Here is a 26,993-nt window from a genome sequence, read left to right as displayed (position 1 = left end):
GCTTTTGCGCTACCCGCCACCGTAGCCGTCCAGAGCATGCCAGGCGACACTGCTTTGTGCACCGCCATTGCGCGAAATCTCGCGACATATTGTCGATGGGGATCGCCCGAGACTTCGTGCAATAGCGCGTATTGCGAGACCCGCCGCGATCCCGCGAGAGATCTCTTCGCGCTCCGCCAGCCCGAGCGCCGAGGCCGCTCTACGCCTTGCTGACGGAGCAATGCCGCCGTGTAAGGATACGATCCGCTGAACGCCGGTCTTGTTCCGGCGGTCCAGTGCCCGCGAGATCGACGAAATGCTCTGACCTTGCTTCCATCGCTCCCAAAGCTCGGCCTTCTGCGCTGACGTAAACCAGATCCGTGACGTCACCATGCAACACCTCCTCATCCTCTCAGATTAAGAGTGTTGCGGCGACCTATTGAACCCACCTCCTCAATCCTGCCACAGATGACAATTCCTGGTACTTCCGCTCTCCACCCATCTCGGACGCTGGCGGCAGCCAGTTGATTGAGTTTCGACATGCATAAAAGCAGAAGCGCTTAAGCCTACGCCTATTCCTTCGCCGCCTCGGCCGCCCTGGCGTTCAACAGGCCATAGCCGAAATCATTGTCTCGACCCTCGGGGCCGAGATCCCTGGCCGTGGCGGCCAGCGCCTTCTCGACCCAGTCGGCGGAACGGTCAGGCGCGGCGTGCAACAGATTGGCGATGGCGCCGGTCACGATCGCCGCGGCAAACGAGGTGCCGGTGACCACGTCGGAGCCGGCCCCGCTCGGCGCCACCATCTCGACGCCTGGGGCGGAGAGGAAGACGTAGGCGCCGCGATTGGCCTGCTGCATCAGCCCGTCCTTCGCATCGGTGGCGGTCACCGCGATGACGCCGTCGAAGGCGGCCGGGTAGCCATAAGGCGCCTTCGGTCCGTTGTTGCCGGCGGCGGCGACCAGCACGATGCCCAGGGCGCGCGCATTGCGGCAGGCGACGCCGAGCAGGTCGTTCTTCGGGCCGACAAAGCTCATGTTGATGATGCGGACATCCTGCTCCGCCGCCCAGTCGAGCGCCGCAAGGATGACGTCCATGCTCGACTTGCCGCCCTCGAAGGCGCGTGCGTGATAGATCCTGGCGCCCGGCGCCATGCCTTTGAGCGCGCCGACGCCGGCGATCAGGCCGTCGATCGAGGTGCCGTGGTCGCGCGCCTCGACCGGCACGTCGGGCATGGCGTCGAACTGATCGGCGATGACGCCGGACAGCGCCGGGTTGGTGTCGTCGATGGCGGTGTCGATGACGGCAATGCGTACATTCTCACCGCTGGCCTCTTTCGAATCGAGGGCGATGCGCTCGAAGGCGTAGTTGACGATGGCGGCCGCCTGCTGCAGCGAGTAGATATGGTTGGGCTCGCGCCGCGTGGTGCGGCCGTCGGCGGCAAGCTGCGCCAGCACGACACCGACCGGGCGGCCGTCGGGAATGCCGTAGCGCACCAGCGTGGTGCCGAGCAGCTGAGACTGGCGCTGCGAGCGCACCTCGAGGCCGAAGGAGGCGGCGATCTGCTGGACGGCGTCGCCGTCCACCGTCACCAGCACCTCGTCGGGCACGAAATCGCCGATGACGGCGCGCGGCGGCTCGGCTGCGACGAGATCGGAGGGCGAAACGATCGGACCGCCTGGGGCTGCGGCCGGTATCGCTGCCGCATCGGCAGGCGAGGCCGGCGGCGGCAACGCATCGTTGGCCGGATCGCGGCGCGGATTGGGCGTCGGCAGCGGAGCCTGGCCGTCGCCGACCGGATTGGGGAACAGGTCGACGATCAGCGCGGGAAGAAAGACCGCGCCTGTCGCGGCGGAATCCGCGCCGGGCCTTTCGCCGCTGCCATCCTTAGTGTCGTCCTCGGCGCAGTCGGCCGCCGCCGTCGCCCGGTTGAGGCAGTCGATTTCGGTCTGGGTGCGGTTCGGATCATCGGTCTGCGCCAAGGCAGGCGCGGCGGCGATGGTCATCGCCGCCACAAGGAGCGCCGCAAATCCAATGACCGCCCTAGCCGCCATCAACCGGTTTCCTTCCCTCGACCACAGCTTCCGCGAATGGCTGGGCGGCAATAAGGCCGAGCACCTTTTCATAGTCGGCCGCGGTCGTGGCCGGGATGCCAAGGCGGAAGACGCCTTCAGCGGTCGGCCCGCCGGCGATCTTCAGCTGGTTTTCGCCGAGAAAGACGGCAATGTCGGCCATCTTCGCATCCGGCTTGAACTTCACCAGCGCGAACGGCATTTTCGCCAGATCGCCCTGCTGGCCGGCAACTTCGAAATCGCCGTCCATGCCGCCGGGCTGCTCAAACGACTGCACCACGACAAGCGCCAGCAGAGCGGCCGCCGCCGCCCACGCGACGCCGGCGGGCACCGCCATGAAGCGGCCCCACGCCTGCGCCAGCCAGGACGATGCCGCCGGCGCCCGCACAGGGCCGGCCTCGGCGTCGAGCGCCCGGGCGAAGCGGCCGAGCGCATCGGCCGGCGGGCGGATCGCCTCATTGGCGGCAGCGGTGCCGGAGAACTCGGCCTCGGCCTCGCCGAGTGCGGCAAGTGCCGCCGGGTCGGAGGCCAGCCATTCCTCGATGGCTTCGAGTTCCGCACCTTCCAGCGAGCCGTTCAGATAGAACGGCAGCAGCGTCTCCATTTCGTCGCGGCGCGACATTTTTTCAGCGGCGCTCATGGCCACCCCCTGTCGTAACCGGCGGCCTTGAGGGCCTCGCCGAGTTTCTTGCGGGCGTAGAACATCCTGGTCTTGACCGTGGCGACCGGAATACCGAGCACCTCACCGATCTCGGTCACCGACTGTCCGTGGTAATAGGCAAGGTCGATCACCGTTCGGTGTTCTTCCGGCAAGGCATCGACGAAACGTCGCAAGGCGGCGCCCTTGTCTTCCTTCATGGTGACGACTTCCGGCGTGTCGGCGCTGTCTGGCACCTGCGCCGCGTCATTGTCGTCGATCCAGTCTTCCTTTTTCTTGCGCAGCGACGACAGCGCCTTGAAGCGGGCGATGCCGAGCAGCCATGTCGAGACTTCCGAGCGCCCCTCAAAGCCAGGCGCCTGGCGCCAGAGCTCGAGAAACACCTCGTTCGCGATATCGTCGGCCATCATTTCCGATCCCGTCTGGCGCGCCACGAAACGGTAGACCCGCGCGTGGTGGCGCATGAACAGGAGCCGCACGGCGGCGCGGTCGCCCTTCGCGACCCGGCTGACAAGCGCGCGATCGGTCTCCGTCGCTGCCGTCATGGCCGGTCGAGCCGCCTGGCTCTTGTCTGCTCTGTCGCCGATCGACCCAAAAAGGTTCACCGCTTTCCGCCCGGAATTTCCTGAAAGCTAACCGAAGAGCGGCAGCGTTGCCAGAGCGTTCCCTTCTCCCTTGTGGGAGAAGGTGGCCGGGCGAAGCTTGGTCGGGTGAGGGGTGTTGGACGTATCGCCGCGCTGAAAAGGTAAGCGCTTCAAATCCCTCGATTTTTTTGTCGCTTCGCGACAATCCACCTTTTCCCACAAGAGAGAAGGAAAGACGCGCGCTCAGCCCAGGAACGGCTTGGCCTTCATCGTCGCCGGCACCGGCACGCCGAGGCGTTTCAGCACGGTCGGCGCAAGCTGCAACTGGTCGAGCAGCATGTCGGCCTCCGGCCCCTTGCCCGGGCCGAAATAGTAAAGCGCGAAATCCTGCATCTCGTCGTCACGGCCGCCATGATGTCCACGATCGGTCTGGCCGTGATCGGCGGTAACGATCACCTCGTAGCCGGCTTCCCGCCAGCGCGGCAGGAAGGCGGCGAGCATGCCGTCCATCGCATAGACGGCATGGTCCATTTCATGGCAGTCATGGCCGAAGCGGTGGCCCATCGAGTCCAGCGTGCAGGTGTGCAGGATGCCGTAGTCGATGCCGTGGCGGCTGGTCAGCATGGTCAGCGTCGCGAACAGGTCGACGTCGCTCGGCGTCATCTGGTTCCTGGCATTGTAGCCGGTCATGGTATGGAAACGGCCATGCGTGATCGGCCCGCCCGGCTCATCGAACTCCATGTCCTCGACCAGATCGAACGGATAGGCCCGGAAGAATTCGGACCAGTAGGAATGGGTGACCGCGCCGGTCTTGCCGCCGGCCTTGCTGACCTCGGAGAAGATGTCCGGTTGCTCGACGCGGAACCGGTTCTCGTTGGACAATATGCCGTGCACCTGCGGCGCCACGCCGGTGTGGATCGAGGCATAGCAGCAGGCCGAGGTCGACGGCAGCACGGAGCGCATCTTCCAGACGCGCGCCTCGCCCGACAGCACCCAGCCTTCGAGATTGCCCATCAGCCGGCGCCAGTTGCGGTAAGGCATGCCGTCGAGGATGATGAGCAAAAGTTTTGTATCGAGCGCCACGGGCCGCTCCATGCGATTTGGGCCGTTGAGGTTAGAGCGCCGTGTGTCGCTTGGACCCACGGCGCCTCAGAAGTCGTATCAGACGGATCGGATGCTAGGCATTGAGCCAGCACTCGTTCAGCGCATAGCCATCCATCATCTCGCCGTTCGGGTTCTTGACATAGCCGCTGATCTTGTTGCTGGCGGCGGCATCGATGAATTGGTTGAAGAAGGGCACGATCAATCCGCCCTCGTCGCGCATCAGCATCGCCATGTCGTGATAGATCGCCTTGCGCTTGGCCTGGTCGAGCTCGGCACGTGCGGTAAACAGCATCTTGTCGAACTCCGGCCGCTTGAAGCGCGTGTCGTTCCAGTCGGCTGTCGAGACGTAGCCGGTGGAGTACATCTGGTCCTGCGTGGCCCGCCCACCCCAATAGGACAGCGAGAAGGGCTGCTTGTTCCAGACCTCGGACCAGTAACCGTCACCGGGCTCGCGCTTGATCTCGATCTTGATGCCGGCCTTGGCGCAGGACTGCTGGTAGAGCTGGGCTGCATCGACGGCGCCCGGAAAGGCGACATCGGAGGTGCGCAACAGGATCGAGCCGCTGTGCCCCGATTTCTTGTAGAGCGCCGCCGCTTTTTCCGGATCGAACTTGCGCTGCTCGATGTCGGTCGAAAAAAGCGGATAGGCCTCGTTGATCGGAAAGTCGTTGCCGACCGAGCCGTAGCCGCGCAGGATTTTTTCCAGCAGTTCGTCGCGATCCATGGCGAGCTTCAGCGCCATCCTGAGGTCGTTGTTGTCGAAGGGTGCGGTGTCGCAGAACATGTTGAACGGGTAATACCCTCTGCCAGCGACGTTCTCGAAGGTGACACCGGCGATGCGCTTGACCAGGTCCACCACCTTCGGCTCGACGCGGTTGATCATGTGGACCTGGCCGCCCTGCAGGGCGGACAGCCGCGCCGTTGCGTCGTTGATGACGATGATCTCGATCTGATCGGCATGGCCGGCCTTGTCGCCCCGCCAGTAATTGGCGAAACGTTCACCGCCATGGCGGACACCCGGCTGGTTGACGGTGACTTTGTAAGGGCCGGCGCTGATGCCGGCATTCGGATCGTCCTTGCCGCCGTTCGGCTGGATGACGAGGTGGTAGTCGGCCATCAGATAAGGAAAATCGGCATCGGCGTCGCCAAGAGCGACGATCACTTCCTTGCCGCTTGCCTTGACCGCCTTGATGTTCTTCAGAATGCCGAGTGCGCCCGACTTCGATTTCTCGTCGGCGTGGCGTTCGATGGTGGCCGCGATGTCCTCAGCGGTGACAGTCTTGCCATTGTGGAACTCGATGCCGTCGCGCACCTTGATCGTCCAGGTCTTGGCGTCCGAGGACGCGCCGATCTCCTCGGCGATGAGGTTTTCCACACCGCCGTCGGGCTTCAGGCGGACAAGGAACTCGCCCCATTGCTTGCAGAAGCTGAACGTGACCTGGCTGAGGTTCAGCGCCGGATCGAGACTATTGGTCGATTCGCCGCCTTGCAGGCCGGCCTTGATCGTTCCGCCTTTCATTGGGGTCTGGGCGAAGGCTTTGCCGGCCAGCGTCGACGCCAGCGCCGCCGATACGCCAAGGGCCGCGGCGCGGCCGAGGAAGTCGCGGCGTGATATCCGGCCCTTGCCGGCAAGGTCCGCGAGATGGTCGAGTTCAGTCGTCATTGTCCAAGTCCCCTTTCACGAAGAACAGCTTTTGCACGGGCGGCGCCCGTTCGCGCTGATCCTCTTCGCGCCGGGTTTCATCCAGATGACGGAAGCAACGTTTGTTGCGCTTTCCCAGCCGCAATATCGCGAGCGTCTAATTCCCCGCGCTGGCCATGCGCCGTCCCTTGATCGCCTTTTCCAGCCAGCCGATCTCCATTTCGGGAACCGAGGACAAGAGAAGGTCGGTGTAGGCGTCGAAGGGCGGCGTCAGCACCTGGCTCTTCGCGCCGTAGCGCACCACCTCGCCGCGATACATCACCGCGATCGAATCGGCGATCGACTTCACCGTCGCGAGATCGTGGGTGATGAACAGATAGGCGACGTTTTCCTCTTTCTGCAGCTCGAGCAGCAGCTTCAGGATACCGTTGGCCACCAGCGGGTCGAGCGCCGAGGTCACCTCGTCGCAAATGATCAGCTTCGGCTTGGCGGCGAGCGAGCGGGCGATGCAGACGCGCTGCTTCTGGCCGCCGGAAAGCTCGGCCGGGTAGCGGTCGATGAAACCCTTGCCCATCTCGATCTTGTCGAGCAGTTCGGCAACGCGGGCGTCGCGTTGCCTGCCGCGCATGCCGAAATAGAATTCGAGCGGCCGGCCGATGATGGTGCCGACGGTCTGGCGCGGATTCATAGCCACATCGGCCATCTGATAGATCATCTGCAACTGGCGCAGATCCTCCTTCGGCCGGTCAGCGAGCCGGTTGGCGAGCGGACGTCCATCGAAGGTGACAGTGCCCTCTTCGGGCGGCAGAAGGCCGGTGATGGCGCGCGCCAGCGTCGACTTGCCCGAACCGGACTCGCCGACGACGGCCAGCGTCTGGCCGGGAAAGATGTCGACCGAGACGTTCTTCAGCACCTTGATATGGCTGCGGCCATAGGCGGCGGTGATGTTCTTGACCGACAGGAACGGCGTCGTGCCGGGCTTCTGCTCCTGATGCTCGATCTCATGCACCGACACCAGCGCATTGGTGTATTCCTGGCGCGGCTCCTTGATGATTTGGCGGGTGCCGCCCCATTCGACCAGCCGGCCATGGCGCAGCACCATGATCTCGTCCGAGACCTGGGCGACGACGGCAAGGTCGTGGGTGATGTAGAGCGCCGCGACATGGGTGTCGCGGATGGCGTCCTTGATCGCCGCCAGCACGTCGATCTGCGTCGTCACGTCGAGCGCGGTGGTCGGCTCGTCGAAGACGATCAGGTCGGGTTCGGAACACAGCGCCATCGCCGTCATCACGCGCTGCAGCTGGCCGCCCGACACCTGGTGGGGAAAGCGTTCGCCGATGCTTTCGGGATTGGGCAGGCTGAGCTTCTTGAACAGCGCGACCGCACGTTTCTCGGCCGCGGCGCGCGTCGCCGTGCCGTGCAGCAGCGTCGCCTCGACCACCTGGTCCATCAGTCTGTGCGCCGGGTTGAAAGCCGCCGCCGCCGATTGCGCGACATAGCAGACCTCGCGGCCGCGCAATTTGCGAAAACCCTCCTTGCCGCCCTTGAGGATGTCGCGGCCGTTGAGGATGACCTCGCCGCCGGTGATGCGCACGCCGCCGCGGCCATAGCCCATCGCCGACAGGCCGATGGTCGACTTGCCGGCGCCGGACTCGCCGATCAGGCCGAGCACCTTGCCCTTCTCGAGCGTCAGCGAGACGTCGTGGACAAGCGTGATATTCTTCGGTGGCTCGCCCGGCGGGTAGACCGTTGCCTCGATGCGCAAATTGCGGATGTCGAGCAGGATGTCGGACTTCGCTTTGATATCAGCCATCACCCGCGTCCTCCCTTCAGGCTTGTCGTGCGGTTCAGCACCCAGTCGGCGACGAGGTTGACCGAGATCGCCAGCGCTGCGATCGCTGCTGCCGGGATGAGTGCGGCCGCGATGCCGAAAACGATGCCGTCCTTGTTCTCCTTGACCATACCGCCCCAGTCGGCGTCCGGTGGCTGCACGCCGAGGCCGAGGAAGGAGAGCGTCGACAGGAAGAGCACAGCATAGATGAAGCGCAGGCCGAGTTCCGAAACCAGCGGCGACAACGCATTGGGCAGGATCTCGCGGAAGATGATCCACACGCTGCCTTCGCCGCGCAGCTTGGCCGCCTCGACGAAATCCATGACGTTGATGTCGACGGCGACCGCGCGCGACAAGCGATAGACGCGGGTCGAATCGAGAATACCCATCACCAGGATCAGCGTCACGAGATTGGATGGCAGCACCGAGAGCACGACGAGGCCCATGATCAGCGTCGGGATCGACATCAGGAGATCGACAAGACGCGACATAAGCGTGTCGAACCAGCCGCCGAAAACGGCCGCCGAGAAACCTAGGATGGCGCCAAGCGAGAAGGACAGTGCGGTGGCCAGCACCGCGATGAACAGCGTGATGCGGGCGCCGTAGATCATGCGCGAAAGAAGGTCGCGACCCAGATTGTCGGTACCCAGCCAGTGCGCCGCCGACATCGGTCCCCAGACGTCGCCGACGATCTCGCCATTGCCGTATGGCGCAATCCACGGCGCGAAGATCGCCGCCAGAACGAACAGTGCCGTCAGCACCAGGCCGATCAGCGCGGGGATGGGGATGCGTTTTATGTCGAGCATGCCCGCTCCCTATTTCGGGTGTCTGAGACGCGGATTGGCGATGATCGCCGCTATGTCCGCAATGATGTTCAGGCTGATGTAGACGGCAGCGAAGATCAGGCCGACCGCCTGCACCACCGGCACGTCGCGCTTGGTGACGTGGTCGACGAGATACTGCCCCATGCCCGGATAGACGAAGATCACCTCGACCACGACGACGCCGACGATCAGGTAGGCGAGGTTGAGCATCACCACGTTGATGATCGGTGCAATCGCATTGGGAAAGGCATGCCTGCGGATGACGGCGAATGCCGAAAGCCCCTTGAGCTCGGCGGTTTCCACATAAGCCGACTGCATGACGTTGAGGATCGCGGCGCGCGTCATGCGCATCATGTGGGCGAGCACCACCAGGGTCAGTGCCGCCGCCGGCAGCATGATCGCCTGCATGCGCTCGCCGAAAGGCATTCCGTCATAGACCGTCGAGATGCCGGGGAAGATCTGGTACTTCACGGCAAAGAAATAGACGAGCACATAACCGATGAAGAATTCGGGAAACGACGTCGACGCGAGCGCCAATCCGGATATCAGTTTGTCGACCCAGCCATTGCGGTAGCGCACGGCAATCAGGCCGAGGATGATCGCCAGCGGCACAGCCACGGCCGCCGCCCAGAAGGCGAGGAACAGCGTGTTCCACAACCGCCCCTTGATCGAGGTCGCAATATCCTGCCCGCTCGACATCGCGGTGCCGAGATCGCCGGTCACGACGCCGCCGAGCCAGCGGAAATAGCGGATGAAGGCCGGGTCGTTGAGGCCGAGCTGCTCGCGCAGATTGGCGAGCGATTCCGGCGTCGCCGACTGTCCGAGGATGGCTTGCGCGACATCGCCGGGCAGGATCTGGGTGCCGGCGAAGATCAGGACCGATACGGCCAACAGCAGGAGGATGCCCAGCGCAATGCGCTGGGCCACCAGTTTCACGATGGGTGAGGACATATCCGCAAGGCCGGGCTCAGGCTTCGAGCCAGCATTTTGCCAGAGCGTACCCGTTCATCAGCTCCTGGTGCGGATCGTCGATCCAGCCGCCGACCTTGGCGCCCGTCGCGTCGATGAACTGGTTGAACATCGGCAGGATCAGGCCGCCCTCATCGCGGACGAGCATCGCCATGTCGCGATACATCGCCTTGCGCTTGTCGTTGTCGAGCTCGGCACGCGCCGCCAGCACCATCTTGTCGAAATCCGGACGCAGGAAACGCGTGTCGTTCCAGTCCGCCGTCGACAGATAGGCGGTCGAATACATCTGGTCCTGCGTTGACCGGCCGCCCCAGTAAGAAGCGGAGAAAGGCTGCTTGTTCCAGACTTCCGACCAGTAGCCGTCGCCCGGTTCGCGCTTGACCTCCAGTGTGATACCGGCCTTGGCCGCGCTCTGCTGGAAGAGCTGTGCGGCATCGACGGCGCCGGGGAAGGCGACATCCGATGTCCTGAGTAGGATGGCGCCGTCATGGCCCGACTTCTTGTAGTGGAACTTGGCCTTGTCGGGATCGTATTTGCGCTGCTCGATATCGTCGGAAAACAGCGGATAGGCCGCGTTGATCGGAAAGTCGTTGCCGAGCGAGCCATAGCCTCGGAGGATCTTGTCGAGCATCTCCTCGCGGTCGATCGCCAGCTTCAGCGCCATGCGCAGATCGTTGTTGTCGAACGGCGCCGTGTTGCAGTGCATGATGAAGACGTAGTGGCCGGGGCCGGCATGGTTGCGGATGGTGACGCCGGGCAGGCGCTTGATCAAGTCGACGATCTTCGGCTCGACGCGGTTGATCATGTTGACCTGGCCGCCCTGCAGGGCCGACGTGCGCGCCGTGGCGTCGTTGATGACGATGATCTCGATCTGGTCGGCATGGCCCATCTTGTCGGCCTGCCAGTAATTGGCGAAACGCTCGCCGCCGTGACGCACGCCGGGCTCGTTGGTGGTGATCTTGTAAGGTCCGGCCGAGATGCCGGCATCGGCTCCGTCCTTGCCGCCATTGGGCTGGACGATCAGGTGGTAGTCGCTGAGCAGATAGGGCAGGTCGGCATTGGGTTCCTTCAGCGTCAGCACCACTTCCTTGCCGTTGGCCTTGATCCTCTCGATGCCCTTCATGTAGCCGAGCGCGCCCGACTTCGACTTTTCGTCCGAATGGCGTTCGAGCGTGGCGGCCACGTCCTCGGCGGTCACCGTCTTGCCGTTGTGGAATTCGACGCCGTCACGGATTTTCAGCGTCCAGGTCTTGGCGTCGTCCGACGAGCCGATCTCCTCGGCGATACGGTTCTCGAGATTGCCCTCCGGGGAAAGCTCGACGATCAGTTCACCCCACATCTTGCCGAAGGCGAACGGCACCTGGGTCATGAACAGGGCCGGATCGAGGCTGTTGGTGGACTCGCCGCCGACCAGGCCGGCCTTCAGTATACCGCCCTTGACCGGGCCCGCAGCGCGCGCTGCATTTGAAAGCAGCGTGTTGGCGAAGGTCGCGGTGACGCCGAGCGCTGCCGCCCGGCCGAGAAAATCACGACGGCTGAGCTTGCCGGACGCGACGCGCCGGCTGAGAAATTCCAGTTCGTTTGACATGTTGAGTTCCTCACTCTGTTGGTTCGACCTTGTGGCCGTTCTTCTCGTTTCTTGTGAGGAGAATAATGACCGCAAGGGAAAGCCGTAAGCAAGACCGAATGCGACATGCTGTGGCGTAAATCGTACGTCGCAATTGGACCAATCCCCATAAGCGCTCAAAGCAGCGCGCGTGGGATTTTCTCCTCGAAATTGCGCTCGAAAACCAGTTTTTCGCCTTCATAGGCCTCAATTCTGGCGCTAACCATGATGTTTTGCGCGTCGGATCGCATTTCGGCTGATGTTTCGGTGCGCACCGACCATCCATTTCGCGACAGCGTTTGCGTCCAATGCGTCTTGCCCGACGCTGCCAGCGGATTGTCAGGATGGATCGCCCATGTCTCACGGGCGATGCTGCCATTGGCGAGGCCATGTTCCAGATCGCGCACCTCGCCAAAATCGTCGACGATGGAAAGCGTGATCTTCCCGGTCTTTTCGTCGCGATCGACGTGGCGCTCGGACTTGGCGGCGCGGATCGTTTCGGTTGCCCAGGGTGCGGCTGCCTCGGGCGTGGGGAACGTGACTTCGTCGCCTTGCGCCAGGGGGCGCTGCGGCAGCATCAACGTCGCTGCCGACAGCTCGAGCCGAACCGGTTCCGGCGATGGCCAGATCATCGGCCAGTAGGCGTTCGATACGGCAATGCGCAGGCGATGTCCGGCCGGCACGCGATAGGCGCATTGGTCGAGCACGACCCGGGCGGTGACGGTTTCGCCCGGCACCAGCGCAAGCGGGAATTCGTGCGAGTTGCGGTGCGTCAGGTTGAGCACGCCGTAGGAGATCAGTTCGGACGCGCCGTCCGGATGGACGTCGCACAGCCGGATGGCGATGTTCGCCTGCGGTCTGTCAGACGAGACCCTGACCAGCACTTCCGGCGCGCCGACAATGTCGATCGCTTCCGCCAGCGCCGGCTGGTCGAAACACACCGACAATGCGTCATCGGGGCGCTGATCGCCCGGCAGTTCCGGGCCGAAGGTGAAGGGAAAATATTCGCCGCCGGCAAGGCCGCAGCTTTGCGGCGAAGCGACGATTGCGGGCTGGGCGCCTTCAGGGATCAGCTCGATCTCCCGCGTCTTAATGTTCGGCGATGGCCAGGCGTTTTCCGCGACCCAGCGGCCCGGCCGCTCCGGATGCCAGCGCGCGGGACGGACACTGTCCATCACATAGGCGCGGTAGGCGGGGTCGGCCTCGACACCGGTGTCGATGCCCTTCAGCCAGCGGTCCCACCAGCGCAAGGCCTCCTGCAGGAAGCCGATGCGCGGTTCGGGCGCGGCATAATGCGGGTATTTGTGGATCCAGGGCCCGACGATGCCCTTGACCGCCGCCTCGATATTGGCGGCGAGATGGGAAATGGTGTTGCGATAGCCGTCGTGCCAGCCGCCGATCGACAGCACGGCGGCTTGGATGGCGGAATAGTCCTCGCAGATCGAACCGCGCTTCCAATAGGCGTCGCGGTGCTGGTGCTTCAGCCACAGCGGCGCCAGGAAGGGCTGGTTCTCCAGCCGGGTCAGCCACAGGTCGCGCCATCTGTTGTCACCGGCCAGCAGCGGGTCCGGCGGCCGCGACGAATAGGACAGCATGGTCGAGGCCCAGCCGAAATTCTCGATCAGCAGGCAGCCGCCCTTGTAGTGGATGTCGTCGGCGTAGCGGTCGACGGTCGAACACAGGCTGATCACCGCCTTCAGCGCCGGCGGCCGCTTGGCCGCCACCTGCAGGCAATTGAAGCCGCCCCAGGAGATGCCCATCATGCCGACATTGCCGTTGCACCAGGGCTGGGCCGCCGCCCAGGCGATCACATTGCAGGCGTCCTGCAATTCCTGCTCGGAATATTCGTCGTCCATCAGCCCTTCGGAATCGCCATTGCCGCGCATGTCGACGCGGATCGAGGCGTAGCCGTGGCCGGCGAAATAGGGATGCGTCAGCTGATCGCGAAAGATCGTGCCGTCGCGCTTGCGATAGGGCAAGTGCTCGAGGATCGCCGGCACCGGATCGTCGGCCGCGTCGACCGGCATCCACACCCGCGCCGACAGCCGGCAGCCGTCCGGCATGACGATCCCCATGTCCGGAAATTCGACAACCTTGCGCGGAAATTCAGTGATGGTTTTCATGCGGCGCTCCTAGCTGGCCGCATGATGGAGCCCAAGTCTGTCGCGTCGTGGGCCAGTCAACGAATTCGGCTGGTCAATCCGCGTCAATTCAGCGGGATGTCGTTTTCGCCCTTGCTCGCCTGATAGGCGCCGGACAGTTCGTCATAGCGGGCGGAGATCGTGCCGATCCGCGCTTCCAGCCGTTGGCGCTCAGTCTCGGGCAGCGACCGCACCAGCCGGCGGATCGAAAAGCTCTTCCAGTAGGCGTTCTCGGCATTGTAGCCGCCGGGATCGAGGGTGAAGACCTCTTTCAGAATCTTCAGGTCGTGCGGGATAGCAAAACTGTCGCGCGAATCCTCGTGGCTGAACAGATAGTAGAAATTGTCGAAGCCGGTCCAAGTGATCGCCGACAGGCAGAGTGAGCAGGGCTCGTGCGTGGCGAGGAAGAGGGCGTCCTTGGTGTCGACGCGCTCGGCCTTCGGCATTTCGTAGAAGCGCTTCAGGCAGTGCACTTCGCCATGCCAGAGCGGGTTCTCCGTCTCGTTGTTGGTTTCGGCGAGCACCAGCGAGCGGTCGTCTTTACGCAGGATCGCCGCGCCGAACAGCTTGTTGCCGTGGGCGACGCCTTCGGCGGTCTTCGGCACGATGTCGTGCTCGATGACGTCGAGCAGGCGGTCGATCAGCGAGATATCGGTCATCATGCTGTCCCGTCGGGAAGATCGATCTCGTAGGCGTGCGAGAAATGGCACTCTTCGAGGTTGGAACCGTCACCGCCGCGATCGACGACGAGAAAATCCTGGGCCTCGCCGATCGGCGTCAGCACGCCGTGCCACAGATTGCGCGGATAGTTGACGCCTTGCCCGGGCGCGGTGATGAAGGCGTGCGGCTCGCCCGGGCCGTCGTTGCCATCGTGGCAAACGATGACCAGGAACGGCCGTGGCGACAGCGGAATGAAGGCCTGGCTGCCGAAGGGGTGGCGCTCGACCATCGTCAGCTTCAGCGGGAAGGCGTAAGGCGTGCCGCGCACCATCGAGATCAGCACGCGCGCGTTCGGTCCCTGTGCCTCGGCGGTGGCGAGGTCGTGGTAGCGCTCCGCCTTGCCGCCATTGATCGGGTAGTGATTGTCGCCACCCATATCGATGACGTCGCCGAATTCGGCGAAGCTCTCGCGGGTCAGCGGTTGCGCGACGATGCGGGTCATGGCGCGCGCCTCGCGATGCCGGCGCCGCCAAGCTTGGCATGGCGGTTGACGTCCTTGTAGAGCAGGTAGCGGAATTTTCCCGGACCGCCGGCATAGCAGGCCTGCGGGCAGAAGGCGCGCAGCCACATATAGTCGCCGGCCTCGACCTCGACCCAGTCCTGGTTGAGGCGGTAGACCGCCTTGCCTTCCAGCACATAGAGGCCGTGCTCCATGACATGGGTCTCGGCGAAGGGAATGACCGCGCCAGGCTCGAGGGTGACGATTGTGACGTGCATGTCGTGGCGCATGTCGGCCGGGTCGACGAAGCGCGTCGTTGCCCAGCGTCCATTGGTGCCGGGCATCGGGCTCGGCGCGATGTCCCGTTCGTTGGCGAAGAAGGCTTGTGGAACATCGATGCCCTCGACGGCGTCGTAAGCCTTGCGAATCCAGTGGAAGCGGACAGCGGCATCGCTTTCGTTGCGAACGGTCCACCCGCTTGCCGGCGGCAGGAAAGCAAAACCGCCTGGAAGCAACACGTGCGTCTTGCCGGCAAGCAAGACGGTCAGCTCGCCCTCGACCACGAACAAGGCACCCTCTGCGCCGGCATCCGGTTCCGGTTGCTCGCTGCCACCGCCGGGCGCGATCTCGACGATGTATTGCGAAAACGTCTCGGCGAACCCCGACAGCGGGCGCGACAGCACCCAGACGCGGGTCTCATCCCAGAACGGCAAGGCGCTGGTGACGATGTCCTGCATCACGCCCCTTGGAATGACGGCATAGGCCTCGGTGAAGACGGCGCGGCCGGTCAGCAACTCGCTCTGGCTGGGGTGACCGCCATGCGGCGCGTAATAGGTTCGGTCGGCCATTTTGATCGTGTCCATAAAGTTCGAAGCCTGTTGCGGAAGCCAAGGCCTATTGCGGAAGCATGTCCTTGAGGCGAAGCAGCGCGATGCGTTCGACCTGTTTGCAGGCGGTTTCGAATTCGACGCCGCGGCTGTTACCGATGCGCGCCTCGAACTCCGCCAGGATTTCTTGCTTGGTCTTGCCTTTCACTGCGATGATGAAGGGAAAGCCGAAACTGGTGACGTAGGCGGCATTGAGCTTGGAGAACAGCTCGCGCTCCTTGTCGGTCAGCGCGTCGAGCCCGGCGGAAGCCTGTTCCCTGGCCGATTCCGCCGTCAGCCGCTTGGTCTGCGCCAGCCTTCCGGCAAGGTCGGGATGGGCGTTGAGCACCGAGAGCCGCTCGGCCTCGCTGGCGGCACGAAAGACACGGCACAGTGCATTGTGCAGGCCGACGGCACCGTCATGCGCCGGGCCGAGCTCCAACCCATAGGCGCGTTCGGCAACCCACGGCGAGTGCTCGAATACACCGCCGAAGGTATGCATGAAGGCCTCGAATTCCATTTTCGACGGGCGCAGTGCCGGCGGCCGGAACGGATGGGTCTCTTGCCAGTGCCTTGCGATGTCGATGCGCCGCGCCAGCCAGACCTTGTCGTGCGATTTGACGTAGTCGACGAAGCGCTTCAGCGCCGCGACCCGGCCCGGCCGCCCGACGAGACGGCAGTGCAGGCCGATATTCATCATGCGCGGCCGCCCTTGCCTGCCCTCGGCGTAGAGCGTGTCGAAACTGTCCTTCAGGTAGGCAAAGAACTGGTCGCCCGAATTGAAGCCTTGCGGCGTGGCGAAGCGCATGTCGTTGGCATCGAGCGTATAGGGGATGATGAGCTGCGGTTTCCCAGTCCCGTTTGGTCCGTCATGCTCGAACCAGTAAGGCAGTTCGTCGTCATAGGTGTCCGACACGTAGTCGAAGCCGCCCTCTTCCGCCGCCAGCCGCACGGTGTTGATCGATGTGCGGCCGGTGTACCAGCCGGTCGGCCGCGCCCCTGTCACCTCATAGTGCAGGCGGATTGCTTCTTCCATGTCGCGGCGCTCGTCCTCCGGCGCATGGTCGCGATAGTCGATCCATTTCAGCCCGTGCGAGGCGATCTCCCAGCCGGCCTCCTGCATCGCCGCGACCTGGTCGGGCGAGCGCGTCAGTGCTGAGGCGACGCCGTAGCAGGTGACCGGCACCTCAGCCTCGGTGAACAGGCGCAGCAAGCGCCAGAAGCCGGCGCGCGCCCCGTACTCGTAGATCGATTCCATGTTCCAGTGGCGCTGGCCGGGCCAGGGCGCGGCGCCGACGATCTCGGACAGGAAGGCTTCCGAAGCCTTGTCGCCATGCAGGACGCAGTTCTCGCCGCCTTCCTCGTAATTGACGACGAACTGCACCGCGACATGCGCTCCGCCAGGCCATTTCGGATCCGGCGGATTGGCGCCGTAGCCGCGCATGTCTCGTTCGTAACGCATTGTCGCTCCTGCCGGATAGTGTGATCAGGATAGTCGAAAGGGCCGCTTGCGCATTCCCCCGAAAATTTTTGAAAGTGTTTTTGCAGCACTTCGCTCGACCGGGACTTATGCATCGCCTTTAATTGGCGCACAATTCGTCAAACATGTTCGACTGTACCGGGAATGGGAGCAGCTAGTGGCGGAAACGTCGAAAGCCGAAGGCGGACGTCTGACGACCCATGTCCTCGACACCGCGACTGGCAGGCCGGCGGCAGGCTTGTCGATCGCGCTCTATCGCATCGACGGCGACATGCGGACGCATCTGAAAACGGCGGTCACCAATGTCGACGGCCGCTGTGACGCGCCGCTGTTGGCCGGCGCGGAATTCCGCATCGGCGAATACGAGCTGGTCTTCGCCGCCGGCGATTATCTGCGCCGGCAGGGGACAAAGTTGCCGGAACCGGCCTTCCTCGACAGGGTGCCGATCCGCTTCGGCATGGCCGAGCCGGTGCACTATCACGTGCCGCTGCTTGTCTCGCCCTACGGCTATTCGACCTATCGGGGGAGCTGAGACATGGCCAGGTCCAACACACGCAGCGAAATCCGCTTCATCCTCAATGGCGAGGATGTTGTCCTGACCACGGTGGCGCCCGACGAGACCCTGCTCGACTGGCTGCGGCTCACGCGCTCACTGCGCGGCACCAAGGAAGGCTGCGCCGAGGGCGATTGCGGCGCCTGCACCGTGCTGGTCGGAAGGCTCTCAGGCGGCCGGCTGGTCTATGAAAGCGTCAATGCCTGCATTCGTTTCCTCGGCTCACTCGACGGCACCCATGTCGTGACCGTCGAGCATCTGCGCGGCGACGGCGAAAAGCTGCATCCGGTGCAGCAGGCGATGGTCGACTTCCACGGCTCGCAATGCGGCTTCTGCACGCCGGGTTTCGTCATGTCGCTTTATGCCCTGTGGATGCGGTCGCCGGACCCGTCGGACGCCTCCATCGAGAAGGCGCTGCAGGGCAATCTCTGCCGCTGCACCGGCTACGAGGCGATCGTCCGCGCCGCTCGCGCCATTTCCAGCTACGGCAAGGCCGCAAAGGATCCGCTGGCGGCGGAGCGCAAGACGATTATGGCGAAGCTTGCGGCCATGAAAGACGGTTCGCGCATCGAGATCGGCTCGGGCAAGCAGCGGCTGGTCGTGCCTGCCGATGCCGATGATCTGGCTAGCGTGCTCGACAAGGAGCCGGGCGCCACCATCGTTGCCGGGTCGACCGATGTCGGCCTGTGGGTGACCAAGCATATGCGCGATATTGCGCCGGCGATTTTCATCGGTAATCTCGACGGGCTGTCGACGATCTCCGAAGACAACGGCATCCTCTCGATCGGCGCCGGCGTCACCTATACCGAAGCCTTCTCGACGCTGGCCAAACGCATCCCTGCGCTAGGGCCGCTGTTCGATCGCATCGGCGGCGAGCAGGTGCGCAATATGGGCACGATCGGCGGCAACATCGCCAATGGCTCGCCGATCGGCGACACGCCGCCGCCGCTGATCGCACTCGGCGCGCGGTTGACGCTGCGCCGGGGCAACAAGCGGCGGACGATCCCGCTGGAAGACTTCTTCATCGCCTATGGCAAGCAGGACCGGCGGCCGGGCGAGTTCGTCGAGGCCATGCATGTCCCGGTGCCGGGCAGGGACACCAAATTCGCTGTCTACAAGATCACCAAGCGCCGTGACGAGGACATCACCGCAGCACTCGGCGCGTTCCTGCTGACCCTGGCCAGGAACGGCACGGTGGCGGAGGTGCGCGTCGCTTATGGCGGCATGGCTGCAACGCCCAAGCGGGCTTTCAGCGTGGAAAAGGCGTTGCTTGGCAAACCTTGGATGGAAGAGACGGTGCAGGCGGCAATGGCCGAGTACGCCAAAGATTTCACCCCGCTGACCGACATGCGCGCTTCGGCCGAATACCGGGCGCTGGCGGCGCGTAACCTCCTGCTGCGCTTCTTTGCCGAGACCAGCGGCACCAAGGCGCCGATCCAGGTATCGCGGCACGAGGCGGCTTGATGACCAAGCACGCTCCCAACCTCAAGGCGCAGAAGATAGCCGGTGGCGTTGCCACCGACCAGCGCCATGATTCCGCGCACAAGCATGTCAGCGGAACGGCCGTCTATATCGACGATATGCCTGAACCATCAGGCACGCTGCATGGCTGCCTCGGACTTTCGACGGCCACCCACGCCACCATCGCCAGCATGGATCTGTCGGCGGTGCGCGCTGCACCCGGTGTCGTCGACGTGCTGACGGCCAGCGATGTGCCGGGCGAAAACGACATTTCGCCGACCGGCCGCCACGACGAGCCGGTGCTGGCCGACGGCAAGGTGCAATTCTTCGGCCAGCCGATCTTCTGCGTCATTGCCGAAACGCGCGAGCAGGCGCGCCGCGCCACAAGGCTGGCCAAGGTCGAATACAAGGAATTGCCCTTCGTCGCCGACATCGGCGTCCTTGATCCCCGCAAGGACAAGCTGGTCACGCCGCCGCTGACCCTGAGGCGCGGCGATGCCGCCGCCGCGATCGAAAGGGCGCCGCGCCGGCTCAAAGGGCAGATGCGGGTCGGTGGCCAGGACCATTTCTATCTCGAAGGCCAGATCGCCATGGCCATTCCTGGCGAGGATCAGGACGTCACGATTTATTCCTCGACCCAGCATCCGAGCGAAGTCCAGCACATGGTCAGCCATGCGCTGGGCGTGCCGAGCCATGCCGTCACGGTCGAAATCCGCCGTATGGGCGGTGGCTTCGGCGGCAAGGAGACGCAAGGCAACCAGTTTGCCGCGCTCGCGGCGATAGCTGCCAAGAAGCACCATCGCGCCGTGAAAATCCGGCCCGACCGTGACGACGACATGATCGCCACCGGCAAGCGCCATGACTTCCTCGTCGATTACGAGGTCGGCTTCGATGACGAGGGCAATATCCTCGGCGTCGACTTCATGTTCGCGGCGCGCTGCGGCTTCTCGGCGGACCTGTCAGGCCCGGTCACCGACCGCGCGCTGTTCCACTGCGACAATACCTATTTCTGGCCGGCGGTGCATGCGCAGTCGGCGCCGCTCTACACCAACACCGTGTCTAACACCGCCTTCCGTGGCTTCGGCGGGCCGCAAGGCATGGTCGGTGCCGAACGCGTCATCGACGAGGTCGCCTTTGCTGTCGGCAAGGACCCGCTCGAAATCCGCAAGAAGAACTTTTATGGCACCTCAGATCGCAACATCACGCCCTATCACCAGGTGGTCGAGGACAATATTATCCACCGCATCGTCGCCGAGCTGGAGACGAGTTCGGACTATGCAAGACGCCGCCGCGTCATCGAGGCCTTCAACGCCAACAGCCGCTTCATCAAGCGCGGCCTGGCGCTGACGCCGGTCAAGTTCGGCATCTCCTTCACTGCCACGCACTACAACCAGGCCGGCGCACTGGTGCATGTCTACACCGACGGTTCGGTGCATCTGAACCATGGCGGTACCGAGATGGGGCAGGGCCTTTACGTCAAGGTGGCGCAGGTCGTGGCGGAGGAATTCCAGATCGACCTCGACCAGGTGAAGATCACCGCGACGACAACCGGCAAGGTGCCGAACACCTCGGCCACCGCCGCGTCTTCCGGCTCCGACCTCAACGGCATGGCGGCCCAGAATGCAGCCCGGCAGATCAAGGAGCGGCTGACCAATTTCGCCGCCGAAAAATACCAGGTGCCGCGCGATCAGGTGCTGTTCCTGCCCAACCGGGTGCGCATCGGCAACCAGGAGATCGCCTTCGCCGACCTCGTCAGGCAGGCCTACATGGCCCGCATTCAGCTCTCGGCGGCGGGCTTCTACAAGACGCCGAAAATCCACTGGAACAGGGATAAGGGCGAGGGTCGTCCCTTCTACTATTTCGCCTATGGCGCCTCGTGTTCGGAAGTCTCGGTCGACACGCTGACGGGCGAATACATGGTCGAGCGCACCGATATCCTGCACGAGACCGGCCGCTCGCTGAACCGCGCCATCGATCTCGGCCAGGTCGAGGGTGGCTTCATCCAGGGCATGGGCTGGCTGACGACGGAGGAACTGTGGTGGGACGACAAGGGCCGGCTGCGCACCCATGCGCCGTCGACCTACAAGATCCCGCTCGCCTCGGACCGGCCCAAGATATTCAACGTGACGCTGGCCGACTGGCCGGAAGCGCATGAGCCGACGGTGCACCGTTCCAAGGCGGTCGGCGAGCCGCCGCTCCCGCTGGGCATGTCGGTTCTGCATGCGCTGTCTGACGCGGTGGCGAGCGTTGCCGACCACAAGGTCTGCCCGCGCCTCGATGCCCCCGCAACACCGGAACGCGTGCTGATGGCGATCGAGCGACTGAAAGGCGAGGCCAAGACCGGCGCCTGAATCAGGCCCCAGAGTCGGGACCCAGAGACGGGCAAGCGTGCAATTTCTGCCGGAAAACTCTATATTTCCCACTTGGGAATGCGAATGATGACCTCGAACGTGCAAAGCCTGAAGGACTTCCTTGCTGGCCATGGCCGCCTCGCGCTGGTCGAAGTGGCGGCGACCAAGGGCTCGACGCCGCGCGAGACGGGCGCTTTCATGCTCGTCTCGGGCTCGGCGATTTTTGGTACGATCGGCGGCGGCCAACTCGAATACATGGCGATCGACAAGGCCCGGCAGCTCCTTTTCTCCCCCCTTGAGGGGGAGATGGCCGCGAAGCGGTCAGAGGGGGTCGGTAGAGGAAGCACGCGACCTAAGAAAATGTTGAGCACTGCCGCGGCGACCCCACCCGCCGGCTTCGCCACCACCCTCCCCGCGAGGGGGAGGGATGTCAGCGCCACTCTCGACATTCCGCTCGGGCCAGAGATCGGCCAGTGCTGCGGCGGCAGGGTCGAGGTGCTAATCCGGCTGGTTGATGCGACGCTGGCGCAAGCGTTGGTTGCTGCCGCGGAAGCCGAGGAGGCGCAGCTGCCTCATGTCTACATCTTCGGCGGCGGCCATGTCGGCCAGGCGCTTGCGTCGGCGGTTGCCCTGCTGCCGGTGCATGTCGTCGTCGTCGAGACGCGGGCGGAGGCGCTGGAGGGCATGCCGAACACTGTCGAAACCTGTCTGACGCCGATGCCAGAGGCGGTTGTGCGCAAGGCTCCAGCGGGGGCCGCCTTCGTCATCCTCACCCACGACCACGCGCTGGATTTCCTGATCGTCGCCGAGGCACTGAAACGCCGGGATGCTGCCTATGTCGGCATGATCGGCTCGAAGACGAAAAAGGCGACGTTCAGGAACTGGTTCCTGAAGTCGGCGGGCGGCAGCGAGGCGGAATTTGCTCGCCTCGTCTCACCGATCGGCGGCGATGCCGTCAAGGACAAGCGTCCGCAAGTGATTGCGACCTTGGCGGCGGCCGAGATCATGACGGCGCTGGTCACCAACGCCGTCGCATCAGCCGCTCCGCACCCCGCCCCTCGTGGCAAGGCAATGGCCGGCTGACGGCTAATATGCCGCCGAGTGGCATATTCGTGCAGGCGCTTCCATAGCGTGCTGCTCACATCGGCCGCTTCAGGCCCAGATGTTCGCGCAGCGTGCTGCCTTGATAGTCCGTACGGAACAGGCCGCGCCGCTGCAGGTCCGGGACGACAAGCGCGGCGAAGGTATCGAGTTCGCCAGGAAAATAAGATGGCATGACGTTGAAACCGTCTGCCGCGCCGCCCTCGAACCGTGCTTGGAGTTCGTCGGCGATCTGGGCCGGCGTGCCGACGATCCGCCAGTGGCCGCGCGCGCCGGCGAAGTGGCGCGCAAGCTCGCGAATGGACAGATTGTCGCGGCGTGACTGCTCGATGACGAGAGCTTGCCGGCTCTGCATCCCTTCGCTGGCCGGCAGCTCCGGCAATGGCCCATCGATGGGATAGCGCCACAGATCGGAGATGCTGAGATAGCTCGAAAGCAACGCGACGCCGACATCGTCGGGGATCAGCTCCTGCAGCTCTTCATGTTTTGCCCTAGCTTCCGCTTCGGTTGCCGCCACGATCGGCGCGATGCCCGGCATGATCTTGATGTCGTCCGGCTCGCGCCCATAGGCCGCCAGACGGCCCTTGAGATCATCGTAGAAGGCCTTGGCTTCCTCCAATGTCTGCGCCGCCGTGAACACCACGTCAGCGGTGCGGGCGGCAAGGTCCCGGCCCGCATCGGAGGCCCCTGCCTGAACCATCACCGGTGCGCCTTGCGGCGAACACGGCAGATCGAGCGGATCGCGCACCGAGAAATTCTGGCCGTCGTGGCCGAGCCCGGAAGCCCCATCGAGCTTGCCATGCCAAAGTGCGGTAACCACGGCAGCGAATTCACGTGCGCGCTCGTAGCGGTCTGCATGCGGGCGCAGGCCGGTCGAGCCGAAATTGGCGGCTTCGATGGGGCTGGCGGAGGTGACCAGGTTCCAGCCGGCGCGCCCGTTGCTCAGATGGTCGAGCGACAAGAAGGTTCGCGCCAGCCCGTAAGGTTCGTTGTAGCTCGTCGATGCCGTGGAGACGAGGCCGATGTGGCTGGTCTGGACAGCGAGTGCGGCAAGCAGGCTGATCGGCTCGAAGCCGATCGAGCGTGACGTCTGGCTGGCGATATTGGCATTGGCCTCGCGCACGCCGGCGGCATCCTCGCAGAAAAGCATATCGAACTTCGCAGCTTCTGCCGTCCTCGCCAGATGGACGTAATGGTCGATGTCGACCCCCGCCGTCACATGCGCCTGCGGATGGCGCCAGGCGGCGATGTGATGGCCTGTCGCCCACAGAAAGGCGCCGAGCTTCATCTGACGGGCGCTCATTGTCTCTCCTCCCCGGCCAGTCCGAGATGGGAGCGCAGCGTGGCGTTGCGATAATCAGGGTGAACAAGGCCGCGTCGGCGAAGCTCCGGCAGCACGCGGTCGACGAAATCGTCGAGCACAGACAGCACCGGCGGCATGAGCATGTTGAAGCCGTCGCAGCTCTTCGATCGGAAGGACTCTTCGAGCCTGTCCGCGATCACGTCCGGCCTGGCGGCCATGTCAGCACCCGGTGCGACGTTCATCAGCACCTTTATCGCGCCCGGACCGCGCCCGAACGCAACCGCGCGGCGCTTCACATCGTCAGCCTTCGCGCCCGCCACCGATGGCTCGTCCAGCAGGATGACATCGGCGACGCGGGCGCCGATATCCATGTCGGGCTCCGACAGGCCTGATAGGACGAGCACCGGCGCATCCTGTGGCGAGCGCGCTACGTTCAGCGGGCCACGCACGGAGAAGAACTCGCCCTTGTGGTCGAGCAGGTGCATCTTTTCGGGATCGAAGAAGCGGCCGCCGTGCTGGTCGAACAGCAGGGCATCCGGATCCCAGCCTCGCCACAAGCCTTGCACGATGCCGATGAATTCCTCCGCGTGCCGGCGGAAATCGTCGCGGGAAAAGCCTTCCGGCCGGCTGAAATTGGCCGCCTCGCGCGGATCCTGGGCCATGGTCGCGTTCCAGCCGGCACGGCCATGGCTGATGACGTCGAGCGATGCGAAACGGCGCGCGAGATTGTAAGGCTGGTGGGCGACCGTCGATGCCGCGGCGACGAGGCCGATCTTGTTGGTCACCGTCGCCAGCGCTGCCAGCAGGGTCGTCGCTTCGAAGGGCACCTGCCGGTTCGATGCGCCGCCGCCCGGTGCTGAATCGGCAAGCAGCACCATATCCAGCCCGGCTGCTTCGGCTTTTTGCACGAACCGGGCCAGAAGGCTGAAATCCGGACGGGCGGACATAGGCACTTCGAAAGGAGCCTCTCCCGGAAACAACGAAACGGCGAGACACATCGTGGCACCGTTGCGGCGGTCGTTTGAGCCACGCATCATTTGCCTGCCAGAATATCCTTGATCAGCCGTTGGCAACGCTCGGCCATGAAATCGAGCAGCAGCCGCACCTTGGGATCCTGCAGCTTCTTGTGCGGGTAGACGGCAGCGAACTGCACCGGCGTTGGCGGCGTGTCGGACAGGATCACCTTCAGCCGCCGGTCGCGGATGAACGGCTCGACCTCGAATCGCGGCTTGTTGATGATGCCGCGGCCGGATAGCGCCCAGCCGGTCAGCACGTCGCCATCGTCGGTGTCATAGGGTCCGTGCACCTCGAATTTCCGCGGGCCGTCGGCCGTCTGCAGCGTCCACACATATTCGCGCGCGCCGGCATAGCGCAGCATCAGGCAGTCGTGCTTCTTGCCGATCAGTTCCTGCGGTTCACTCGGTTCGCCGCGCGTCTCCAGATATTTCGGCGCTGCCACCAGCACCCGTTCGCACTCCATGATGCCGCGCATCCTGAGGCTGGAGTCCTCGATGATGCCCAGCCGGAAGGCGACGTCGATGCCTTCCTTCATGATGTCGACATTGTGGTCTGAAAGCCTTAGCCGCACCTCGATATCAGGATATCTGTCGTGGAAATCCGGGATTCCGGATGCCACCAGCCGCCGGCCGAGGCCGAGCGGCGCCGTCACCTTGATGGTGCCGCGCGGCTGGCCGGACAAAGCGCTGACCGCGGCTTCCGCCTCGGTGACCGCCTCAAGCACCTGCTTGGCGCCGGAATAAAACACCGTGCCATGCTCGGTCGGCATCAGCTGCCGGGTCGTGCGATTGAACAGCCTGACACCAAGGTGTTTCTCGAGCTCCTTGATGCGGTTGGAGGCGACCGCCGGCGAGATGCGCATGTCGCGCCCTGCCGCCGACAGGTTGCCAAGCTCGACGACGCGGACGAAAACGGCGATGTTGTCGAGATAGGCCATGCGGGTTCGTGGCTCTCATGCGGCTGCGTGAGATGACCTTAGTATTTTCCATTTTTTTTTGAAAGTCATCGTGCGCCTCGGCCCTTTCCGTTTGCGCGCCAGCCCGTAAAGTCACTCAATCGGCAGGGACGACTTTTCAATGATGGATTTCGCGATTTTCTGGGATTGGCTGAGCTTCGCCATGCGCTGGCTGCATGTCGTCACCGGCATCGCCTGGATCGGCTCGTCCTTCTATTTCGTCGCGCTCGATCTCGGCTTGCGCCAGCGCCCGGGCATGCCTGCCGGCGCCTTTGGCGAGGAATGGCAGGTGCATGGCGGCGGCTTCTACCACATCCAGAAATATCTGGTGGCGCCGGCCGAAATGCCCGAGCACCTGACCTGGTTCAAATGGGAATCCTACGCCACCTGGCTGTCTGGCTTCGCCATGCTGTGGATCGTCTACTATGCCGGGGCGGACCTGTTCCTGATCGATCCCAATGTGCTTGCCATGTCGGTGCCGGTCGGCATCTTGCTGTCGCTGGCGACGATCGGCGTCGGCTGGGTGGTCTACGATCTCTTATGCCGTTCGCCACTCGGCAAGAGCGACACCGGCCTGATGCTGGTGCTCTATGGCGTGCTGGTGTTCATCGCCTGGGGCCTCACCCATCTGTTCACCGGTCGCGCCGCCTTTCTGCATCTTGGCGCCATCACCGCGACGATCATGTCGGCCAATGTCTTCATGGTCATCATCCCGAACCAGAAGATTGTCGTTGCCGACCTGATCGCCGGCCGCAAGCCCGATCCCAAATACGGGAAGATCGCCAAGCAGCGCTCGCTCCACAACAACTACCTGACGCTGCCGGTGTTGTTCCTGATGCTGTCGAACCACTATCCGCTGGCCTTCGGCACCGAGTTCAACTGGGTCATTGCCTCGCTGGTGTTCATCATCGGCGTGCTGATCCGGCACTATTTCAACACCGTTCACGCGCGCAAGGGCAATCCGACCTGGACCTGGCTGGCCGCCGCCGTCCTGTTCGTTGTCATCATCTGGCTGTCGACCGTGCCCAAGGTGCTGACCGGGGAGGTTAGAGCGTCCTCGATGGCACAGGTCTACGCCGCTTCCGCGCATTTTCCGGCGGTGCGCGACACGGTACTTGGCCGTTGCTCTATGTGTCACGCGCAGGAGCCGTCCTACGAGGGCATCTATCACGCACCGAAAGGTGTGATGCTCGACACGGACGCCGGCATCGCCCAGCAAGCCCGCGAGATCTACCTGCAGGCCGGCCGCAGCCACGCGATGCCGCCCGCCAACATCACGGAGATTACCGGCGAGGAACGGGCGCTGCTGGTGGCATGGTTCGAGGAGGCGCGGAAATAGC

The 26,993-nt window shown here is 64.0% G+C and carries 22 protein-coding genes and 1 pseudogene; 5 read left to right on the top strand and 18 right to left on the bottom strand.

Features of this window, described 5'->3' with window-relative positions; genetic code table 11:
• Nucleotides 1-66: 66 nt before the first annotated feature.
• The 15 genes and pseudogenes from E5X88_RS33670 to puuE form a co-directional block, all read right to left on the bottom strand.
• Nucleotides 67-222 (bottom strand): annotated as a pseudogene (locus E5X88_RS33670) (helix-turn-helix domain-containing protein); the annotation flags it as partial.
• A 329-nt stretch (nt 223-551) separates the two neighbouring features.
• On the bottom strand, nt 552-2,030 hold the full coding sequence (locus E5X88_RS21455; RefSeq protein ID WP_292164834.1) for a S8 family serine peptidase: 1,479 nt from the start codon (nt 2,028-2,030) through the stop codon (nt 552-554).
• Nucleotides 2,020-2,688 carry an anti-sigma factor gene (locus E5X88_RS21450; RefSeq protein ID WP_292164832.1) on the bottom strand — a complete coding sequence of 223 codons (669 nt, stop codon included), beginning with the start codon at nt 2,686-2,688 and terminating at the stop codon, nt 2,020-2,022. The genes E5X88_RS21455 and E5X88_RS21450 overlap by 11 nt, the downstream gene beginning before the upstream one ends.
• Complete coding sequence (locus E5X88_RS21445; protein ID WP_292164830.1) at nt 2,685-3,251, bottom strand: sigma-70 family RNA polymerase sigma factor; 567 nt, start codon at nt 3,249-3,251, stop codon at nt 2,685-2,687. The genes E5X88_RS21450 and E5X88_RS21445 overlap by 4 nt, the downstream gene beginning before the upstream one ends.
• Nucleotides 3,252-3,533: 282 nt before the next feature.
• Nucleotides 3,534-4,373: an alkaline phosphatase family protein gene (locus E5X88_RS21440; protein WP_292164829.1), complete on the bottom strand. Its 840-nt coding sequence runs from the start codon at nt 4,371-4,373 to the stop codon at nt 3,534-3,536.
• Nucleotides 4,374-4,467: 94 nt separating this feature from the next.
• On the bottom strand, nt 4,468-6,057 hold the full coding sequence (locus E5X88_RS21435; protein WP_292164828.1) for an ABC transporter substrate-binding protein: 1,590 nt from the start codon (nt 6,055-6,057) through the stop codon (nt 4,468-4,470).
• 136 nt (nt 6,058-6,193) lie between these two features.
• Entirely contained in the window at nt 6,194-7,849 is a 1,656-nt protein-coding gene (locus tag E5X88_RS21430) for an ABC transporter ATP-binding protein (protein WP_292164826.1), read from the bottom strand.
• A complete protein-coding gene (locus E5X88_RS21425) occupies nt 7,849-8,673 on the bottom strand; it encodes an ABC transporter permease (protein ID WP_292164824.1) in 825 nt (274 codons plus the stop codon). Before E5X88_RS21425 ends, E5X88_RS21430 begins: the two co-directional genes overlap by 1 nt.
• 9 nt (nt 8,674-8,682) lie before the next feature.
• Nucleotides 8,683-9,642: an ABC transporter permease gene (locus E5X88_RS21420; RefSeq protein WP_145718945.1), complete on the bottom strand. Its 960-nt coding sequence runs from the start codon at nt 9,640-9,642 to the stop codon at nt 8,683-8,685.
• Nucleotides 9,643-9,658: 16 nt separating this feature from the next.
• The gene (locus tag E5X88_RS21415; protein ID WP_292164822.1) at nt 9,659-11,248 is read right to left on the bottom strand and encodes an ABC transporter substrate-binding protein; all 1,590 of its coding nucleotides are present in this window, start codon (nt 11,246-11,248) and stop codon (nt 9,659-9,661) included.
• A gap of 155 nt (nt 11,249-11,403) precedes the next feature.
• On the bottom strand, nt 11,404-13,389 hold the full coding sequence (locus E5X88_RS21410) for a CocE/NonD family hydrolase (RefSeq protein WP_292164821.1): 1,986 nt from the start codon (nt 13,387-13,389) through the stop codon (nt 11,404-11,406).
• 83 nt (nt 13,390-13,472) lie between these two features.
• Nucleotides 13,473-14,066 (bottom strand): nucleoside deaminase, encoded by a 594-nt coding sequence (locus tag E5X88_RS21405; RefSeq protein WP_292164819.1) that lies wholly within the window; start codon nt 14,064-14,066, stop codon nt 13,473-13,475.
• Nucleotides 14,066-14,569 carry an ureidoglycolate lyase gene (locus E5X88_RS21400; protein ID WP_292164816.1) on the bottom strand — a complete coding sequence of 168 codons (504 nt, stop codon included), beginning with the start codon at nt 14,567-14,569 and terminating at the stop codon, nt 14,066-14,068. The genes E5X88_RS21405 and E5X88_RS21400 overlap by 1 nt, the downstream gene beginning before the upstream one ends.
• Complete coding sequence (locus E5X88_RS21395) at nt 14,566-15,429, bottom strand: bifunctional allantoicase/(S)-ureidoglycine aminohydrolase (protein ID WP_292164814.1); 864 nt, start codon at nt 15,427-15,429, stop codon at nt 14,566-14,568. Before E5X88_RS21395 ends, E5X88_RS21400 begins: the two co-directional genes overlap by 4 nt.
• Before the next feature lie 31 nt (nt 15,430-15,460).
• Entirely contained in the window at nt 15,461-16,894 is a 1,434-nt protein-coding gene (gene puuE, locus E5X88_RS21390) for an allantoinase PuuE (RefSeq protein WP_292164812.1), read from the bottom strand.
• A gap of 175 nt (nt 16,895-17,069) precedes the next feature.
• Here puuE and uraH point away from each other — a divergent pair, with 175 nt between their 5' ends.
• From uraH to xdhC, 4 genes are all read left to right on the top strand, one after another.
• Nucleotides 17,070-17,444 (top strand): hydroxyisourate hydrolase, encoded by a 375-nt coding sequence (gene uraH / locus E5X88_RS21385; protein ID WP_292164810.1) that lies wholly within the window; start codon nt 17,070-17,072, stop codon nt 17,442-17,444.
• A 3-nt stretch (nt 17,445-17,447) separates the two neighbouring features.
• Nucleotides 17,448-18,929, top strand: coding sequence for a xanthine dehydrogenase small subunit (gene xdhA, locus E5X88_RS21380; protein WP_292164808.1), 1,482 nt, complete (start codon nt 17,448-17,450; stop codon nt 18,927-18,929).
• Nucleotides 18,929-21,277, top strand: coding sequence for a xanthine dehydrogenase molybdopterin binding subunit (xdhB, locus tag E5X88_RS21375; protein ID WP_292164805.1), 2,349 nt, complete (start codon nt 18,929-18,931; stop codon nt 21,275-21,277). The genes xdhA and xdhB overlap by 1 nt, the downstream gene beginning before the upstream one ends.
• An 87-nt stretch (nt 21,278-21,364) precedes the next feature.
• A complete protein-coding gene (gene xdhC, locus E5X88_RS21370; protein ID WP_292164853.1) occupies nt 21,365-22,360 on the top strand; it encodes a xanthine dehydrogenase accessory protein XdhC in 996 nt (331 codons plus the stop codon).
• Between the two features lie 55 nt (nt 22,361-22,415).
• On the opposite strand, the gene E5X88_RS21365 is transcribed toward xdhC, so the two are convergent.
• From E5X88_RS21365 to E5X88_RS21355, 3 genes are all read right to left on the bottom strand, one after another.
• Nucleotides 22,416-23,681 carry an LLM class flavin-dependent oxidoreductase gene (locus E5X88_RS21365; protein ID WP_292164803.1) on the bottom strand — a complete coding sequence of 422 codons (1,266 nt, stop codon included), beginning with the start codon at nt 23,679-23,681 and terminating at the stop codon, nt 22,416-22,418.
• Complete coding sequence (locus E5X88_RS21360) at nt 23,678-24,628, bottom strand: LLM class flavin-dependent oxidoreductase (protein ID WP_292164800.1); 951 nt, start codon at nt 24,626-24,628, stop codon at nt 23,678-23,680. Before E5X88_RS21360 ends, E5X88_RS21365 begins: the two co-directional genes overlap by 4 nt.
• 86 nt (nt 24,629-24,714) lie before the next feature.
• A complete protein-coding gene (locus E5X88_RS21355) occupies nt 24,715-25,635 on the bottom strand; it encodes a LysR family transcriptional regulator (protein WP_292164798.1) in 921 nt (306 codons plus the stop codon).
• A gap of 139 nt (nt 25,636-25,774) precedes the next feature.
• Between E5X88_RS21355 and E5X88_RS21350 the strand changes: the two genes are divergently transcribed.
• The gene (locus tag E5X88_RS21350) at nt 25,775-26,992 is read left to right on the top strand and encodes a urate hydroxylase PuuD (protein ID WP_292164796.1); all 1,218 of its coding nucleotides are present in this window, start codon (nt 25,775-25,777) and stop codon (nt 26,990-26,992) included.
• Nucleotide 26,993: the final 1 nt, after the last annotated feature.

It is taken from the genome of Mesorhizobium sp. (assembly GCF_004962245.1).
In the GTDB taxonomy this organism is placed as follows: domain Bacteria; phylum Pseudomonadota; class Alphaproteobacteria; order Rhizobiales; family Rhizobiaceae; genus Mesorhizobium.
Note: the sequence above shows the minus strand (reverse complement) of the source record. Positions and strands in the feature narration are given on the sequence as shown.

Coding starts and splice junctions, on each gene's coding strand:
- E5X88_RS21455 (WP_292164834.1), bottom strand. CDS start 2,030: ATGGCGGCTAGGGCGGTCATTGGATTTGCGGCGCTCCTTGTGGCGGCG.
- E5X88_RS21450 (WP_292164832.1), bottom strand. CDS start 2,688: ATGAGCGCCGCTGAAAAAATGTCGCGCCGCGACGAAATGGAGACGCTG.
- E5X88_RS21445 (WP_292164830.1), bottom strand. CDS start 3,251: ATGACGGCAGCGACGGAGACCGATCGCGCGCTTGTCAGCCGGGTCGCG.
- E5X88_RS21435 (WP_292164828.1), bottom strand. CDS start 6,057: ATGACGACTGAACTCGACCATCTCGCGGACCTTGCCGGCAAGGGCCGG.
- E5X88_RS21430 (WP_292164826.1), bottom strand. CDS start 7,849: ATGGCTGATATCAAAGCGAAGTCCGACATCCTGCTCGACATCCGCAAT.
- E5X88_RS21425 (WP_292164824.1), bottom strand. CDS start 8,673: ATGCTCGACATAAAACGCATCCCCATCCCCGCGCTGATCGGCCTGGTG.
- E5X88_RS21420 (WP_145718945.1), bottom strand. CDS start 9,642: ATGTCCTCACCCATCGTGAAACTGGTGGCCCAGCGCATTGCGCTGGGC.
- E5X88_RS21415 (WP_292164822.1), bottom strand. CDS start 11,248: ATGTCAAACGAACTGGAATTTCTCAGCCGGCGCGTCGCGTCCGGCAAG.
- E5X88_RS21410 (WP_292164821.1), bottom strand. CDS start 13,389: ATGAAAACCATCACTGAATTTCCGCGCAAGGTTGTCGAATTTCCGGAC.
- E5X88_RS21405 (WP_292164819.1), bottom strand. CDS start 14,066: ATGACCGATATCTCGCTGATCGACCGCCTGCTCGACGTCATCGAGCAC.
- E5X88_RS21400 (WP_292164816.1), bottom strand. CDS start 14,569: ATGACCCGCATCGTCGCGCAACCGCTGACCCGCGAGAGCTTCGCCGAA.
- E5X88_RS21395 (WP_292164814.1), bottom strand. CDS start 15,429: ATGGACACGATCAAAATGGCCGACCGAACCTATTACGCGCCGCATGGC.
- puuE (WP_292164812.1), bottom strand. CDS start 16,894: ATGCGTTACGAACGAGACATGCGCGGCTACGGCGCCAATCCGCCGGAT.
- xdhA (WP_292164808.1), top strand. CDS start 17,448: ATGGCCAGGTCCAACACACGCAGCGAAATCCGCTTCATCCTCAATGGC.
- xdhB (WP_292164805.1), top strand. CDS start 18,929: ATGACCAAGCACGCTCCCAACCTCAAGGCGCAGAAGATAGCCGGTGGC.
- xdhC (WP_292164853.1), top strand. CDS start 21,365: ATGACCTCGAACGTGCAAAGCCTGAAGGACTTCCTTGCTGGCCATGGC.
- E5X88_RS21365 (WP_292164803.1), bottom strand. CDS start 23,681: ATGAGCGCCCGTCAGATGAAGCTCGGCGCCTTTCTGTGGGCGACAGGC.
- E5X88_RS21360 (WP_292164800.1), bottom strand. CDS start 24,628: ATGTCCGCCCGTCCGGATTTCAGCCTTCTGGCCCGGTTCGTGCAAAAA.
- E5X88_RS21355 (WP_292164798.1), bottom strand. CDS start 25,635: ATGGCCTATCTCGACAACATCGCCGTTTTCGTCCGCGTCGTCGAGCTT.
- E5X88_RS21350 (WP_292164796.1), top strand. CDS start 25,775: ATGATGGATTTCGCGATTTTCTGGGATTGGCTGAGCTTCGCCATGCGC.